Raw genomic sequence first — 17,000 nt, 5'->3', positions numbered from 1 at the left:
ACTGCGCGACTGTCGTCGCGTTCTCGCCTACAAACGACTCCGTCGTTTGCTTCACGGCTCGACCCGCCAGCGGGGGCGAAGATGTGCGGCTAGGCGCTGAGCGAGCGGAGGAACTGCGCGTGGACCATGTCCATGGTGCCGTCATCGTCGGCCATGCGCGCGACCGCCACCGACAGCGTGCGCGCCGGCACGAACAGGCCGGAGTCCACGCACACCCTCGCAGCGTCGCGTACGATGTCGGCGACTTCGGTGCGCGGCCAGACCGGCAGGTCGTGCGCGCGCAGCACGTGCGCCGCCTCCTCCACGTCGACTGGCACGGGGATGCACTGCGACTGTGCGCGGGCCACCAGCTCATGCAGCTCGTCGTCAAGCGCGCCGATATGCCCTGGCGCGATGTGCTCGCTCATGATGTATGCGGCGGCGGCCGTGTCGAACCGGTCGCGCATCCACTCCGCGTAGGCGAGCCGGTAGTAAGCGAAGGCGGCGTCGTCACGGTCGAGCGCCACGCGTAGCGCGTTGAGGCATGCGGCACGGGCGGAATCCCAGTCCTCGTTGCGCGCGAGCTGCACGGCGAGCTTCATGTGGCCGAGCGGATACGCGGGCGCATAGGCGACCAGCGCGTTGAGATGCGGCAATGCCGCCTTGACGCCTTTGGCCTGCGCGAGCACGTCGGCGAGTTCGGCGTGCGCGTAGAACAGGTTGTCGGGGATGAGCACCGTGCGTTCGCCGTCCGTGGCGAACAGGCGGTTGTAGACGACGCGTTCCGCATACGAGTTGAAGTATCGCGGCACGCCGGGGTTGTCCTTATACGCTTTCTCGACCTTCGCGATCGCTTCTTCGGCGGCCTGCAACGCCTGTTCCGTCTGGCCGGAGAACAGCAGGTCCCGCGCGTGCAGCCTGCCTTTGTCCAGCTCGTCGGCCATGACGAAGGCGAGGTCGGGCGTGTCCCGCCCGTCGATGAGGGCGCTGGTCACTTGCGCGGCCGCTGCGGAGAGTTCGGGGTCGGAGGTCTGTTCGATGATGCGCATGGCCTGCTGGGCCTTGGCCACCGAGGGCATCGTCGTGTCGGCGGCGAGCCGGTGGAATTCGTCGACCCGCCGTTGCAACAGGTCCGCGCGTTGGATCGACAGCCCCTCGGCGTCAGATGTGCCCAGTATGCGGGCGGCCGCAGGCTCGAAGCGCGTGTCCGACAGTTCCGGCTCCTCCTGGGAGCCGACCGGCGCGAATCGCGCGTCGTGCAGGTCGAAGTCCGGTTCGGTGGGCTCGAGCCCGCCGTGCTCGTCCATGCTGATGGCGGCGTCGAACATGAGGTACGTGTCGATGGGGTGACGCAGTGCGTCGGCGCGGAGCCGTTCCATGAACGCGGTTCTGGTGAAGGTGACGGTGACGAGGCTGCGGACGGTGGGGCTGCGGTGCAGCACGCTCATCGGATCGTTGCCTGATGCGGTCTGCTCGCCGGCGTCCGCGGCGTCACCGGCGTCCGCCGTACCACCACTCGCGACATCGCCGCTCGCGGTGTCGGCGCTGCCGGCACCCGCGCTGCCAGTGACGTCGCGATCGTCCGCGTCGGTGACGTCGTCGTCCGCCGCATGTGCTGCTGTCTCGTCTGCTCCTGACTGCGTGCCGCCCGACCGGGGCTCGACGTCGCCGTCCGGCGTGTCGGTCGTGCCGTCGCCGTCCGCGGATGCAGCGGATTCCTTGAGCAGGTCGTCGATGCGCAGCAGGTCGCGGAACAGCTCGTCGATGCGAGGGTCGTTGAGCACGTCATCACCCTGCGGATTGTCTTTGAGGATCTGGCCGAACAGGTCGCCGTCGGCGGCGCTGTCGGAGCCGCCGTCCGTCCGCTGGCCGTCGCCGCGGCTCGGCTCGGGCGCCGTCGCACGCGACGGGTCGCCGTGCAGGTCGCCGTCCTTGGGGCCCGCCTTGGGGTCTGCCCCCTGGGATGCGACGCCGTCCGATGATCTGGTGTACAGCCGCTCGAAGGAGCGCAGCGCCTCGCTCATCATGGTCGAGATGGCGCTGTCCTGTTCGGCGACTGCTTCTTCGAGGCCGAGCGAGTCGATGCGCAGGCTCACCCGTTCCATCCGCTCGTCGGCGGCGAAGCACATCGCGGCGATGATGAGGCCGACTCTCAGGTTGTAGACGGCGCTCATGGAGGTGCGTGCATCCGCCGACAGCGCCTTCCACTCGTGCGCGCGCTCGTCGTACCGGCTGCGCGGCATCATGAGCGGACCCGCGGTGGTGAACGCGACCGCGGTCTCGCCTGTCTCGTAGTTCGATCGGAACTCGGTGTCGAACCGGTACGGCAGTCTCAGCTGACGCAGCAGCAGCGACACGGTCCGGCGGTACGCCCACGGCGAGCCGGACGTCGGGGCTTGCGGCGACGCCGAAGCCGCGACGCCGTCCTTGCCCGCAATGATGGATGCTGCGGTGCGTTGTGCGTGGGCGATCACATGCTCGATGGCCTCAGCGCCGTCGTCGTGCAACGGGTCGATGAGCGGCGTGCGCGCGCCGGACGGCCAGGGAAGCGCCATGAGCGCGGGGTCGCGCAGCAGCGCGAGGTCGATCTGCGCCGCCTGCGCGCGCGTGACCGTATCCTCGGTGACGCCGCCGCTGCGCGCGCTGCGCTCGATCCATGCGCTCACCTGCGAGAACCGGTTGAGGTTGCCTTCGATGCGCAGCGCCTGCAATGCGCTCTCGAATTCGAGGTCGGCGTCCCACGCGAGAAAATAGCCCCCCGAATAGCTGGACGTGTATAGGTGCAACGGTTCGGCGCCGTGCACGGCCTCCAGTCCCGGCGTGTTGCCCAAAGCCCCGGCCTCGTTCATGAGGTCGGCGAAATGGTCCTCGAGCCCCGAGGCCCGCAGGCCGTGGGCGCGGGCCTCCAACGTGTCGCGCACGCTGCGGCGGATCGCACCGATCGGAGCCTCGCGGTTGAGCCTGCGGAAGATGTTGCCCGAGCCGAAACCGACGAGCATGCCGCTCATCTGCGGCATCATGTAGGCGGCGAGGAATCCGAGCGTGATCGCGTCACGGTATTCCAATCCCTGCCGCATCGCCGCGGGAAGGTTCTCGCGCAGCTGTTCAAGCGTGTACCGGTTGCCGGTCTTGAGCCATGAGGCAAGCCATGTCATCCTGCCGGTCAGGTCCCGGCCGACCATGCCGCCTTGGATGGCGTGTACGGTGCCGTCCGGTTCCGCGCCGCCCTTTGCCGCCGTGGACGGCCCGCGCCCGATCCGCGAGGCGGCGACAGAGTCCAGCTCCTCTTCCTTGAAGAACAGGAACCGCGGCTCCATGCCGTGCGTGTCGGCATGCGGGTCGGTGGTGACGAACACGCGCCCATGCCCGTCGGCGAGCGCGATCTGCGAGAAGCTGTCCGCGCCGGCGAACAGTCCGATGGACAGCGTCGCGTCGGGGCCTTCGTTGAGCTGCGCCCAGCCGAGGGACATCGTGCGCGGCACCCCGGCAAGGTCGGGGAACGCCCTGCGCTTGACGAGCGGGTTGAGTCTGATCGAATGACGCAGCAGTTCGGCCATCATGCCGTCCGCTGCGGCGTCGGAGCCGGCAGGGGCGCCGTCTGCCGCAGCGCCGGCCGCATCCGCCGCCCCTGCGGCCGCGTTCACGGCCGCCTCGAACGGGTTGCCTCCCACGTTGCCTGCAGTCCGCCGCATCCTCTCGCCGAGCGGACCGGGGATGAGGGAGCCTGCCAGGGACGCCGCGGCGGCGCCGGCCGACGCGAGGCCGTCGCCGGCCTTCCTCGCCGTTCGCCGCAGTCCTGCCAACAGCCCGTCGGGCCGGCCTTTCTTCGGGTCGCCCGAGGGCGAGTGAGCATGCGAATCGTTTCGGAACATGGCACACATTGTTTCAATCAAACGCGACATGAAGCCGACAGTGAACCCGGCTGCGCAACGTCGGCGGCAATGCCGGAAACAGCATCGGCGGCAACGTCGCCGCAGGACGCCGCACCGCCGCGTAAGTCCGTCTTTCAGGGCAAGAATCATGCCTCTCGCTAGAATGGTGGGGTGCCTGATTGCCTCACCCGTATCCGTACCGTTTCGGCCTGCCGCAAAGCCCGCCGCGCCTGCCGCGTCCTCAGCATGACGCCCAGCACGACTCCCGGCGCGGCCGTCCGTCATGCCTCCGCACGGCGTCGTCGCGGCCTGATCGCGGTCGTGGCCGTCACGTTGGCGATACTGCTGATCGAATGCGTGGCGTTCAACATGCCGTTCTGGTCGACGCTTGGCGCGAGCACCGACTCCGCCTCGGCGACGAACACGATGGGCTCCGGCCTGCAACGCGACAAGTACGGCATGCTCAAGGTGACCGACCCCACGCAGGCGTGGCTCGAGGTGAAGGCCGACGGGACGTCGTCCTACGCGCGCATCGACCCGGTGGCGATACCCGAGGGGCTTCCCGAGTCGCCGTTGGGCAACGTGTTCGTGCGGGCGGACTGCGACGGCATGACCGGCGCTTCGGCGTCCGTCTCCGCGTCGGCGCCGCGATCCCTGTATCTCAAGGCCCCCGCCTCCCATCGGATCCGCCTGTGGATCGAGGAGCCGAAGGGTTCCGTCATCCCGTTCTCGGCGGTCCGTGCGAACGTGCGCGTCCAGTTCGATTTCAGCGTGCTGCGCGTGGCCGCGATGGCGGTCGCGGTGCTGCTGGTGGCGTTGTGGCGGCCCGGCTCGTTCATGTGGCGCATCCGGCTCAATCCTGCGAGCGCCCGGCAACGGTGGCTGCTGGTCGCTGCGCTCGCCCCCGCAGCGGTCGCCACGGCGGTGGGCGTGGTGTGGCAGGTGGCGAACGCGTCGCCGCTGGTGTTCCAGAATCCGAGCGGATACACGTATGACTTCGACCAGTACGGCCATGTGGCGGACGCGCTGCTGCATGGCCACGCGTGGCTTGACCTGCCGGTGCCGAGCGAGCTCGCGCAGGCGGCGCAGCCGCATGACACGCTGCTGCGTTCGCGGCTGCTCGATGCCGGCGTGACGCCGATCTACTGGGATTACGCGTTCTATGACGGTCACTGGTATTCGTATTTCGGCGTGGTTCCGGCGGTGCTGTTCTTCCTGCCGTATCAGGCGGTCACATCCCTGTGGATTCCGGGCGGGGCGACGCTGCCGGCGGCGGTGGCGGTGCTGCTGTCGATGTTCGCGTTCCTGGTGTTCGCCTGCCTGCTGGTGGTGCATCTGGTGCACCGGCTTCGTCCGCAGGCGTCGCTGGCGGCCGCGTCGATCTGCATCGTGCTGTTTCTGCTGGGTTCGGAGTCGAGTTATCTGTGGTTCCGCACGAATTTCTATTCGGTGCCTATCGCAGCGTCGATGATGTTCACCACGTTGGGGTTGTGGCTGTGGATCAAGGCGACGCCTGACCGGCATCCCGGCCCGGGCGGGCATGTGCATACGGGCAGCTGGTCGGTGGGTGATGGCGTGCAGCCGCTGTCGCTGCGGTATCTGGCGTCGGGCGCGGCGTGCATCGCCGCGAATTTCGGCTGCCGTCCCACGTTCGCGCTTTCCGCGCTGTTCGCGTTCCCGCTGTTCTGGCCGCAGATCACGGCGATCGTGCGCGGGCTGAAGAACCGTACGGTCAGGGTGCGGCAGGCGTTGCGCGCTCCTGCCGCGGTCGTCATCCCCGCCATCATCGTGGTGGCGCCGCTCATGGCGTACAACATGGTGAGGTTCGGCTCGCCGCTTGATTTCGGCAATGACTATCAGATGACGGTGACCGACATGACCCGGTTCAAACAGCCGTTGGCGAACTTCCCGCAGACCGTGGGCGCCTACCTGTTCATGCCGTTGCGGTTCCTGCCGCAGTTCCCGTTCCTCGGCGTTTCGGTCACGGCGTTCCCCGAATGGGGGTATTACGAGCCGATGGTGGGCGGCCTGTTCGTCTCCTGCCCGCTGCTGCTGCTCGCCTTCGCGGCGCCGGTGATGAAACGTCGCCTCAAGCCGACCGGCTATTGGGGCATGGTGACGTTCGCCTTGGCGCTGGGGATGCTGCTCATGCTGTTCGACGGCAAGACGGCCGGCCTGGGTTGGCGGTATATCTGCGATTTCGGCTGGATGGTCTCGTTGGGCGCGATCGCGGTGCTGCTGTCGGTCGTGCATCCGCGCCGTCGGGGCCTGCGCGAGGACGGCGAGCCGACCATGATGCTGACCGCCGTGCGCTGGCTGGTCGTGGCCGTGACGCTCGCCTCGCTGCTGCTCATGGTGTTGGGCCTGTTCGTTCCGGGACGTGACGACGCGCTGGTCCGCAACAATCCGGCGCTGTACGACACCGTGCTCGCCTGGTTCCGCCTGTAGGCGGCGGCCGACGGCCCCGGCGCGCCCGGATATCGGCCATTATCAGCGTGCGTTCAGCGATCATTGAGATAATTCGGCCGCGTTTGTTACGTACCTGCCATCGAATCATCATCGCTTCTTTCACATCAGAGCGTTGAATGATGGTGTTTCAACAAGCAGTCGACAACGTACCCGCGGTCATGCTGGCATCGGCCACGCACACACCGACGGCACATACCTGTAACCGTTCACGTCCGAAAGAACAACCCACCATGCCATCACCCACCGTCACATCATCAACCGGAACCGCCATACGACGCGCCGTCATGCGGACGGCCGCCGCCATACTGGCCGTCGCGGCGGCGCTGTCCGTGGCGGTCTTCGCCAACGACAACATCAGCGAGGCGCTCGGCACGAAACGCCTCGCCCGTCTCAACGCACTCGTCAAATCCGTCTACACCATCGACTATCAGCAGATGGCGGACGAGAACCTCGCCAAGCGACGCGGCGACGCGGCCCACGGCCTCGACGACATCTTCACCGCCGCCAACCCGTACGGCACGAACACCACCTCCCTGTACACGTACTTCACCACCGGCAAGGCCGCGAAGGTGACGTACACGGTCCACGCGGATGGCTACCCCGACTTCACGCGCGACGCCTATCAGGACAAGACGTACCAGACGACGCACGAGTTCACCGTGCTCGGCCTCATCCCGGGCGAGCGCAACACCATCACCTACAAGGTCACGTACGAGGACGGCACCAGCGAGACGCGCACCATCACGCGTACCGGCGCCAGTCTGCTCGGCGTCGAGGAGGTCAGGCTCGAGCAGACCAAGCAGGCGTCCGACGGCACCGACCTCGGCGACGGCCTGTACGCGATCCTCGGCAACGACAGCGACGAGCAGGACTTCATGTACTACTACGACACGGACGGCGTACTGCGCGGCGAGATCCCGCTGCTCTACTACCGTTCGCACCGCCTCCTGTTCGACGACGACGGGCTCATGTGGTTCTCCGCCTCCACGAAGACGTTTGTCGGCATGAACCGGCTCGGCAAGCTGGAGAAGATCATCGACCTGGGCGACCGGTTCATCCTCCACCACGACTACGCGCTCGACAAGGACGGCAACATCGTCTCGCTAGCCACCGACCTCAAACGCTCCGACCACGCCGTGCAGGACCAGGTCATCAAGGTGGACACGAGTACCGGAAAGGTGACGCTGCTCGCGGACTTCGGCGAACTGCTGCCCGACTACAAGTCGTCGACCACGCATTCGGGCATCGACGAGTCCGACCCGACCGCGTCGGGCCGCTGGGACTGGATCCACTTCAACACCATCCAGCTGCTCGACGACGGCTCGGCGTTGCTGTCGGCACGAGAGACGTCGACCATCATCAAGGTCAACGACCTCGAGTCCGATCCGACGGTCGCATACATGATCGGCGAGCCGAGCGTGTGGGACGGCACCACATATCAGAGCCTGTTCCTGAGCAAGGTGGGCGACTTCGGCGACACGGGCGGCCAGCATTCGATCACCTACGTCGACGACCCGACGCTGCCTGACGGCCAGTACTACCTGTACATGTTCGACAACAACTTCGGCTACGCGATGACCCGCCCCGATTTCGACTGGACCGTGATCGACGGCATCAGCACGGCGAAGTCCTCCAAGGACAAGGACTCGCGTTCGCAGTACCGCCGATATCTGGTCGACGAGAAGGCGGGCACCTACACGGAGGTCTCCTCGTTCGACGTGCCGTACTCGCCGTACGTGAGCTCCGCCCAAGAACTGGACGACGGTGACATCCTCATCGACACGGGCATGCAGGGCGTCTTCGGCGTGTACGACGCCGACGGCACGCTGCTCGCGCAGTACAAGATGAAGCTGAGCACCGCGTACATCTACCGCGTGTACAGCTACGACTTCCGCGGGTTCTATTTCGCCGCGTAGCCTGGCGCTGTGCCTGCCGCGACGCCCGTGCCGCAGTGATCGTCCGCAGTGATCGTCCGCAGCGCACGGGCGGACATGACAAGGTCCCATGCCGCATCCCATCACTACAATGGGCGGCATGGGACTTTTCGATATCTTCGGCCGGCATGACCAGCCGCGCCCGTCCACGGTGACGTTCACGTTCGAGGACGCCGCCTACACCTACGATGACGGCGGCAATGCGTCTACCAATGCCGCCGGGGCTGCCGCGGCCGGCAACGTGGGGCTGCTGGCCACCAGCCTGACCATCACGCCCGAGGACCGCCGCGTGGCGGTGATCGGGCTCAACGGCGCCGGCAAGACGACGCTGCTCAAGCTGCTCGACGGCGCGCTCACCGCCACGTCCGGCAGCGTGCGGATTACGGCGGGTGACGACGAGCTGGACCCGGGCGTGAAGAAGGACCTGCGGCGGATCGAGGACCTGGTGGGCCGGGTGCGCCGCGAGGAGATCCCGAACAGCTACTATCGGGCCGCGACCATCCGCGAGGCGATCGACCAGCCGCTCAAGAAGCACAAGGTGCCCGAATCGGAGCGCATGGCCATCGTGGGCAACCTGTTCGCGCACTTCCGGCTCAACGCGGTGGCCCGGCAGCCTGCCAGCGCGCTCAACAGCGAGCAGCGGCATCTGCTGGCCATCGCAAGTGCGCTGAGCTTCTCCCCCGCGGCGATCGTGGCCGACGAGCCGACGAAGGGGCTGGACGAGATCGGTTCGGCGCATGTGGCCGAAGCTTTGTTCGGCTATGACAAGCAGGTGGTCTTCGCCACACATGACGTGGATCTCATCGTGCGCCCCCAGTATGCGATCTCGCGCACGCTGGTGGTGGACGGGCATCGCATCGTCTTCGACGGGGCGCCGAAGGAGGCTGCGGCCTTCTACAACGATCTGGTGCGCCGGCGGTACGAGGAGTCGAAGCTGGCGCACTGAGTGGGGGACTGCCGAGATATGCGGGTGACGCTCCCCCAGTCACGGCCCTTGGCCGCGACAGCCCCCTCCACCGAGGGGGCCAAGCCAACAACCGACCGTACTCGTAGCCACCCGTTCGAGTACGGTCGGTCATCACTATTCAACCGAACGTACTCGTAGCGACCCGTTTGAGTACGGTCGGTTGGATTTTTCCTGACAAAACGTACTCGTAGACACCCGTTCGAGTACGGTTGGTCATCAATTATCAGCCGAACGTACTCGTAAGCAGTCGTACTTGGCACGGCCTCGCGGGTGGCGATCCCGAGTCGGTTCCGCCGAAAGCCTCCTCGGCCAAGGTGGCCGAATAGCGGGCTCGGTTAGAGGAGTTCGGCTACGGTGTCGAGCACGGTGCGCACGTTGCGCGCGAATTCGTCGGGTTCGGGCAGCAGCGAGATCGCCAGATAGCCGTTCGCGGTCATGTCGAAGAAGTATCCCGGCTGGCCGGTGACATGATGGTCTTCGATCATGCGCAGCACGAGCTCGTTCTCGTCGATGACGCCCGGCACGCGCAGCAGCACGTTCCAACCGCCTTCCGCACGCAGCACGGAGACGACGCCGAGCCGGTCGTCCTCCAGCATGGCGTGCAATGCAGCCAGGTTGCCGCGTACCCGCTGTTGCACATGGGCGGTCTGGTCCGGCGCCGCAGCCAGCAGGTCGGGAATGCGCGTGGCGATGATGTCGCTCATCGGCAGGTAGTCGTCGGCGATGACATCAAGCCGGCGCTGCGCCTCGGCGACGTCCTCGTCGGGGCCGGAGACGCGGATCCAACCGACCTTGGCGTGCGGAGCGGCGAGCATCTTCGAGAAGCCGTCGAGCGCGAAGACGAGTGCACCGCTCTCCCCTGCCAGCCGGGCGTTGCCGTCGAACGGTTCGAGCGCGTAATCGTAGAACACCTCGTCGGCGATGATGGCGACGCCCCGCTCCCGGCACAGGCCGATGATGGCCTCGCGCTCTTCGGGCTTGACGTACGAGCCGGTGGGGTTGTTCGGGTTGATGAGCACGAGCGCGCGGATGCGCCCGCCGTCCGGGCCGTCGAGCAGCTCGCGCAGTTCGCTCACGTCGATGTACCAGGAGCCGTCGAAACGCAGCTGGTATTCGACCGTCTGCACGCATTCGAGCCGGGCGATCGATTCGATGAGCGGGTAGCCGGGTTTCGGCGCAAGCACCGCGTCGCCGGCGTCGCACAGCAGTTTGATGAGCCACGAGTAGGCTTCGGAGGTCGAGCTCAACAGGTACAGGCGGTCAGGGTCGACGGCCGGCTCGCCGTCCGTGGCAAGGAACGCGGCGAGGGCTTCGCGCGCGGCGCGCGGGCCGCGCGGGTCGGCCGTGTACACGCTCGGCACCTGTGCCGGGGCGAGGCCGTGACGGGTCGGGTTGGAATCGTTGAGCTTGCCGAGCGTGATGCCGTCGGCGCGGGCCTGCGCTTCGGCCGCGGCGATCGGATTGGGCGCGGAGATGTCCACGCGCGAGGAGAAATGTACGGTCATGCGTCCCACCTTAGAATCGGGCATCCCCGAACGGACGGCGGAGTGCACACCTGTTGTGAGACGACGTCGGCCGCCCGGCTTGGTTGCCGGACGGCCGATTGTCGCCGCTGACGTTGACGGTCGGTCAGATCAGGCGAGCTTGGTGGTCGCGTAGTAGGCGGCGCCGATGATGCCTGCCTCGTTGCGCAGCTTGGCGGGGACCATCGGGGTTTCGATGTCGATGTACGGCAGGAACTTGTCGCTCTGACGGCTCACGCCGCCGCCGACCACGATGAGCGAGGGGCTGAAGTACTTCTCGATGAGGCGGTAGTAGCGGGTCAGACGCTTCGCCCACTTCTTGTAGCCGAGGTCCTTCTTCTCGCGCACCGCGGAGGAGGTGTACTGCTCGGCGTCGCCCTTGCCGTCCTCCAGCTCGATGTGGCCGAGCTCGGTGTTGGGGATGAGCACGCCGTTGTAGATCAGCGCGGTGCCGATACCGGTGCCCAGCGTGGTCACGATGACCAGACCCTCCTGGCCCTTGGCGGCGCCGAACTGCTGCTCGGCGAGGCCTGCGGCGTCCGCGTCGTTGACGACGGTGACCGGGCGGCCGCATTCCTCGGACAGCGCTTCGGTCAGGTCGGTCCCGACCCACGACTGGTCGAGGTTGGCGATCCAGTTGAGCTTCTGGCCGGGCTTGACGGGAGCCGGGAAGGAGATGCCGACCGGGATGTCCTCGGACACCTCGAAATGCTCGAGCTGCTGGCGCAGCACGGCGCCGATGGCCTGCGGCGTCGACTCGGCCGGGGTCAGAATCTTCAGACGCGGCTCGGCGAACTCGCCCTTCTCCAGATCCACCGGCGCGGCCTTGATGCCCGAGCCGCCGATGTCCACGCCAAACGCCTGTGCCGTATCAATCATCACTGACCTCCCATCCGTGGGACGCAACCGCCCCAACGACATATGAAAACGTTATCTTCGCTTGCATTATACCCACCGTCGCACGGTTCCGGCGAGACGGTGTCCATGAATCGGGATGGCTGCGCACACATGCCGCACGTATTACGCAAGCGAACGTCCATCATGTGAAACAACTACTGTCGTAAATCCACCCCGCAGCGTATAGATAATCAGGCAAGTTTCAGGGAAGGTGCAATTCCTTACTGGCGGTAACGGCACGACCGGCACACAACGGTCCGTCAGCCGAAGCCCGCGACCCGCGACAGCGGCTGATCCGGTGGGATTCCGGAGCCAACGGTAACAGTCCGGATGAAAGAAACGGAGCTCACCATGAGTGTATCCTCATCCTCTTCCACTTCGGTTCGTCCCGACGACGCGCATTCCACCGGCGTTTCGGATTCCGGCCGCTGGTCCACGCGACGCATCGCCATGTACGCGCTGTTCGTGGCGTTGGCCATGGCGACCAGCTTCATCGAATTCCCGATTCTGCCGAACCCGGCGTTCCAGTTCCTCAAGTACGACCCCTCCGGCATCGTCTGCCTCGTGGCCGGCTTCGCCTACGGCCCGGCCGCGGCGGCCATCGTGAGCGTACTCGGCTTCGTCCCGCACGTGTTCGCCGACCCGTGGGGCACGCTGATGGCGGTGCTGGTCGCCCTGTTCCTGTCGGTTCCGGCCGCGCTGGTCTACCGTCGTTGGCACACACGCAAGGGCGCGGTCATCGGCCTGGTGCTCGGCGCCGTGCTGGCGCTGGCGGCGGCGATCGGCGGCAATCTGGTCATCACGCCGATCTACACCGGCTGGCCGGTCTCCGCGGTGGTCGCCATCATCGTGCCCGCGCTGCTGCCGTTCAACCTCATCAAGTTCGCGATCCACGGCGTCGTCACGTTCCTTATCTACAAGCCGATCTCCAATCTGCTGAACCGCTGACGCTCCGTTTTCCGCATGACCATGCCGTCGTGGCCGTCGCCTTTCGCGCACGGCCGCGACGGCATCGCCGTATCCATATCGTTGTTTTCCGCCGTTATCTGCCTGTGAGGACTCCCCGATTGACCACTGACGTTTTGCACGCCGCAACGCCCCTTTCATCCGACACCACGACCACGTCCGACTCCCCCGCCGCCGAGCCGCCGTCCGGCCGCCGGCTCGCGCAATCCGCCGCCGTGCTGAGCGGCGTACGGTTCAGCTACGACCGCGGCGCCACGTGGGCCCTGGAAGGCGTCGATCTGACGATTCAGCCCGGCGAGTGGCTGTGCCTGACCGGCCGCAACGGCTCAGGCAAGTCGACGTTGTCGCGGCTGATCGCCGGGCTTGCCGCGCCGGATGAGGGCGACGTGACGCTGCTCGGACGGCATGTGTTCGATGGCGAGACCCGCCGCGCCGACGCGCAGGCGTATAGGGATGCGCGGCACGGCATCGGCGCGGTGTTCCAGAATCCCGAGGATCAGATTGTCACCACTGTCGTCGAGGATGACGTCGCGTTCGGACCGGAGAACCTCGGCGTGCCGCGCGACGATATCGGTTCGCGCATCGGGGAGGCGCTGCAGGCCGTGGACATGGCCGGACGGCGCTACGACGATCCGACGCGTATGAGCGGCGGCCAGCAACAGCGTATCGCCATCGCCGGCATGCTGGCGATGCGGCCGAGGATGCTGGTGTTGGACGAACCGACCGCGATGCTTGACGAGACCGCCCGCGCGGACGTGATGCGGATCCTCGCCCGGTTGCACGCCGACGGCACGACGATCGTGCTGGTGACGCATCACATGGAGGAGACCGCGCACGCCGACCGTGTGGTGCGGCTGGAGGCCGGCCGCGTCGTGGAGGAGGTTGCGCAGGCGGCTACAGAGGCGGGTACGCGCCGCGAAACCACCCCCACCCACTGCGTGGGAGCCCCCGCCAGCGGGGGCGGAGTGCGGAGTCTACGCGCCGCAGCCAAGGCAACCGCGCCGGACTCGACACACGAAACCACCACCATCCACGCTATAGGAGCCCCCGCCAGCGGGGGCGGGACGTGGAGCGCTACCGCCGAGACAGCCAGCGGGGATGGGACGCCGCAGAGTGCAGAATCCGCCCCTGCGGCGGGCGCTTCGCCGGCGATCGTAGTCGAGCGGCTGTCGTACCGCTATGAGGCCGCCGGCCCCGCGATCATCGACGACCTGTCGCTGCAGGTCGGCTCCGGCGAGACCGTGGCGGTCATGGGGCCGAACGGTGCCGGCAAAAGCACGCTGGCCCGTCTGCTGTGTGCGCTGGAACGTCCGTCGGCCGGCTCGATCACCGTCGCAGGGCTGCCGGTCGCTTCGGCAAACCGGCGTTCCGGAGGCAGGCCGCGCATGCTGACGCGCAAGCAACGCGAGGCGCTGCGCCGTGAGGTCGGCTATGTGATGCAGCATCCGGAACGGCAGCTGTTCGCCGAAACGGTCGCCGAGGATGTCGCCTACGGGCCGCGCAACCAGCATCTCGCCGAGGCCGAGGTGCACGCCCGCGTCGACGAGGCGCTGCGTCTGCTGCATATCGGTCATCTTGCAGGCCGCTCCCCCTTCGCGTTGTCCGGCGGCCAGCAGCGGCTTGTGGCGATCGCCGGCGTGATCGCCTGCCGGCCGCAGGTGCTCATCATGGATGAGGCGACGGCGAGCCTTGACGCGGAGGCGACTGCACGGATCCATGAGCTGGTGCGCACGCTGAGGTCTCGCGGCGTGACCGTGGTGATGATCACGCATTCGCGCCGTGAAGCCGAGCTGCTGGCCGATCGGATCATTGAATTGGAGCCCGTGTCGTGTGCGGGAGAAGCGGCCGACGGCACGCATGATACCGATGCTGCGCACCCTGCTTACACTGTACAGACCGTCGATACAGTACAGACCGCCGGCGCCGCACCGGCTGCCGGGACCATGGACGCCACCGGAACTGACGGCGAAACGGCTTCGGGCTCTCGGACGGACGGCGGCGAGAAGTCCCGTGGTTCTCAGGCACGTGGCCGCGCACACCGTCCTTCGTTCGTGGCCGCGTGGGATCCGCGGGTGAAGATGGTCTCGGTGCTGGCGCTGATGTTCACCGCGTTCGCGATCGTCACCCCGTGGCAGTTGGCGGCAGGGTTCGCGATGACTGCGTGCGTCATCGCCGCGGCACGGCTGCGGCCGTTGCGTTTGCTGGCTTCCGTGCACATGTTCCTGATCGTGTTCGCCGTCATGGGTGCGGTGAATGTGTTCTTTGTACGCTCCGGTTCGACGCTGGCGCAGTGGGGGCCGCTGACGGTGACGAGCGGCGGCGTCATGGTGGCGGTCCTGTATTCGTGCCGTCTTGCGATGGTGATCGTGTTGGGCGCGGTGTTTCTGGCGACGACCACGCCGATCGCCATGACGGACGCGTTCGAGTCGCTGCTGTCGCCGCTACGCCGTTTCGGCTGGCATACGCAGGAGGTGGCGTTGGTGATGAGCCTGGCGTTGCGGTTCCTGCCGACGCTGGGCGACGAGGTCAGGTCGATCATCGACGCGCAGTCGGCGCGCGGCGGCAGCATCGAGACCGGATCGCCGACCAGGCGGATTCGCGCGATGGTGGCGATCATCGTGCCCGTGTTCGCGGGTGCGTTGCGTCATGCGGACAATCTCAGCCTCGCGTTGGATGCGCGCTGCTATGAGGAGGGCGCACGTCGCACGCATTGGCGTGCCATGCGCGTCCGGGGTAGCGACATTGCCGCCGGAGTGCTGTGCGTGGCCTACATCACGGCGCTGCTGTTGCTGCGTCTGCTCTAGTGCGCGATGCCACGTCGGCTGCGCAGCCGGAACGCGCAGACGAGCGATGCGATGGCGGTCAGGCAGATGACGGTCATGACCGCGAACGTCCATGCGCCGCCGACCGCGGTCGCATGGCGGAACGCGCTGCTGCCTTCCGCCGCTCCTCCGCTCAGCGCGGTCTGGGTGAGCCCGAGGATCGTAGAGAACAGCGCGGTGCCGACGGCCCCGCCGAACTGGAGCGCCGTATTGAACACGGCGTTGCCGTCCGGCATGAATTCGTGGTCGATGCCGCTCAATGCGCTGGTCATGATGTTGGAGAAGCCGAGCGCATAGCACAGTCCGAAAATGAAATAGAATCCCGCAAGAGTGACGGGTGTGAGCCGCATCGAGAACACGAGCAGCAGGATCGGGCCGAGCGTCGCCACCGAGATTGCGGTCAGGACCGGTTTCTGCGGTCCGAAACGGTCGTAGAGCATACCGCCGACGGGGGCGAAGAACGCGCCGATCAACGCGCCCGGCAGCACGAGCGCTCCGGCGAGGAACGCGCTAACGCCCAATGACATCTGCGCCACGTTGGTGATCACATAGCCGAATCCGATGCCGACGATCGGCATGATCAGGTACGGCAGCAGATGAAGCAGGACGACCGGATCGCGCAGCCAGCCCAGTCGGATCAGCGGCGAGAAGGACTTGCGCGACGACCAGCCGAAGAACAGCAGCGAGCCGACGCCGACGATCAGGCTGACGATGGCGATGACGGCAGGCCGCAGCACCCCACCGGTGCCGGCCGCGGCGGCGCCGATGGCGATGCCGGCCTGGTTGAGCATGAGAATCAGACCGCTCAATCCCAGCACGATGGCAAGGAACTGCAGCGGGTTGAGCCGCGCATCCTCGGTGGGCCGCTTCTGCTCGATGCACTTCAAGCCCACCGGCAGCGAGACGAGTAGCACGATGGGGATGACGATCATGAAAATGGCGCGCCATGGCAGCACGCTGGCGATGGCTCCGCCGACAGTCGGCCCGATGGCGGGGGCGACGGTGATGACCAGGGAGCCGACTCCCATGAGTCGGCCGACCTTGCTGCGCGGCGCCTGTTCGAGGATGATGTTCATCATCAAGGGTGTGGCGACGCCTGACCCTACGCCTTGGATGACGCGGGCGAGCAGGATCAGCGGGAACGCGTGGCCGACGATCATGAGCGCCGAGCCGACGACCGCGAGCGCCACCGCCGCGACGAACAGGTTTTTGAGGCGGAAGCGTCGGTTGAGGTATGACGACAGCGGCATGGTGGCGGCGACCACGAGCAGGTAGATGGTGGTGATCCATTGCACGGTGGCGGTGGTGACGTGGAATTCGACCATGAGTTCGGGGAACAGCACGGTCATCACGGTTTCGGTGAGGATGCCGACGAAGGCGAGCGAGCCGACGGCGATGATGGATCCGATGAGCTTCATCGGGATGCGCTCGTCCTGCGCCGGGGCGCCCGGCCTGGCGCCGTTCCGTGTTGTATCATCTGCCATATCGCCTCCCTCATTGCCATGCGCCATGCCGATGCCTGTCATATCGTTACCTGTCATGCCGCTGCTTGTTGCGTTGCTGCTTGTTGT

The 17,000-nt window shown here is 66.7% G+C and carries 9 protein-coding genes and 1 riboswitch; of the genes, 5 read left to right on the top strand and 4 right to left on the bottom strand.

The features are described 5' to 3' along the window. Positions 1 to 89: 89 nt before the first annotated feature. Positions 90 to 3,539: a tetratricopeptide repeat protein gene (locus tag F7D09_RS11275; protein ID WP_404979572.1), complete on the bottom strand. Its 3,450-nt coding sequence runs from the start codon at positions 3,537 to 3,539 to the stop codon at positions 90 to 92. 558 nt (positions 3,540 to 4,097) lie between these two features. Between F7D09_RS11275 and F7D09_RS00705 the strand changes: the two genes are divergently transcribed. The 3 genes from F7D09_RS00705 (at position 4,098) to F7D09_RS00695 (ending at position 9,200) form a co-directional block, all read left to right on the top strand. Then, the gene (locus tag F7D09_RS00705; RefSeq protein ID WP_193312244.1) at positions 4,098 to 6,299 is read left to right on the top strand and encodes a glycosyltransferase; all 2,202 of its coding nucleotides are present in this window, start codon (positions 4,098 to 4,100) and stop codon (positions 6,297 to 6,299) included. A 251-nt stretch (positions 6,300 to 6,550) separates the two neighbouring features. Further along, positions 6,551 to 8,236 (top strand): aryl-sulfate sulfotransferase, encoded by a 1,686-nt coding sequence (locus F7D09_RS00700; RefSeq protein ID WP_152233516.1) that lies wholly within the window; start codon positions 6,551 to 6,553, stop codon positions 8,234 to 8,236. 118 nt (positions 8,237 to 8,354) lie between these two features. Then, positions 8,355 to 9,200: an ATP-binding cassette domain-containing protein gene (locus tag F7D09_RS00695; RefSeq protein WP_152233515.1), complete on the top strand. Its 846-nt coding sequence runs from the start codon at positions 8,355 to 8,357 to the stop codon at positions 9,198 to 9,200. A 356-nt stretch (positions 9,201 to 9,556) separates the two neighbouring features. Here F7D09_RS00695 and F7D09_RS00690 read toward each other — a convergent pair whose 3' ends face one another. Together F7D09_RS00690 and ppgK are read right to left on the bottom strand one after the other, a co-directional pair. Continuing rightward, positions 9,557 to 10,726: a pyridoxal phosphate-dependent aminotransferase gene (locus F7D09_RS00690; RefSeq protein WP_152233514.1), complete on the bottom strand. Its 1,170-nt coding sequence runs from the start codon at positions 10,724 to 10,726 to the stop codon at positions 9,557 to 9,559. 129 nt (positions 10,727 to 10,855) lie between these two features. Then, a complete protein-coding gene (gene ppgK, locus F7D09_RS00685) occupies positions 10,856 to 11,623 on the bottom strand; it encodes a polyphosphate--glucose phosphotransferase (protein WP_152233513.1) in 768 nt (255 codons plus the stop codon). Between the two features lie 212 nt (positions 11,624 to 11,835). Then, positions 11,836 to 11,987: riboswitch (FMN riboswitch) on the top strand. Here ppgK and F7D09_RS00680 point away from each other — a divergent pair. Beyond that, entirely contained in the window at positions 11,972 to 12,589 is a 618-nt protein-coding gene (locus F7D09_RS00680) for an ECF transporter S component (protein WP_376863597.1), read from the top strand. (Overlaps the previous riboswitch by 16 nt.) 119 nt (positions 12,590 to 12,708) lie before the next feature. Then, a complete protein-coding gene (locus F7D09_RS00675; RefSeq protein ID WP_376863599.1) occupies positions 12,709 to 15,411 on the top strand; it encodes an energy-coupling factor transporter ATPase in 2,703 nt (900 codons plus the stop codon). Here F7D09_RS00675 and F7D09_RS00670 read toward each other — a convergent pair. Continuing rightward, complete coding sequence (locus F7D09_RS00670; RefSeq protein WP_152233511.1) at positions 15,408 to 16,913, bottom strand: MDR family MFS transporter; 1,506 nt, start codon at positions 16,911 to 16,913, stop codon at positions 15,408 to 15,410. The two genes, F7D09_RS00675 and F7D09_RS00670, sit on opposite strands and share 4 nt — an antisense overlap. Between the last annotated feature and the right edge of the window lie 87 nt (positions 16,914 to 17,000).

The organism is Bifidobacterium leontopitheci, assembly GCF_009193355.1.
Lineage (GTDB): Bacteria > Actinomycetota > Actinomycetes > Actinomycetales > Bifidobacteriaceae > Bifidobacterium > Bifidobacterium leontopitheci.
The sequence above is the reverse complement of the archived record's forward strand: the minus strand, read 5'-3'. Positions and strand labels throughout refer to the sequence as shown.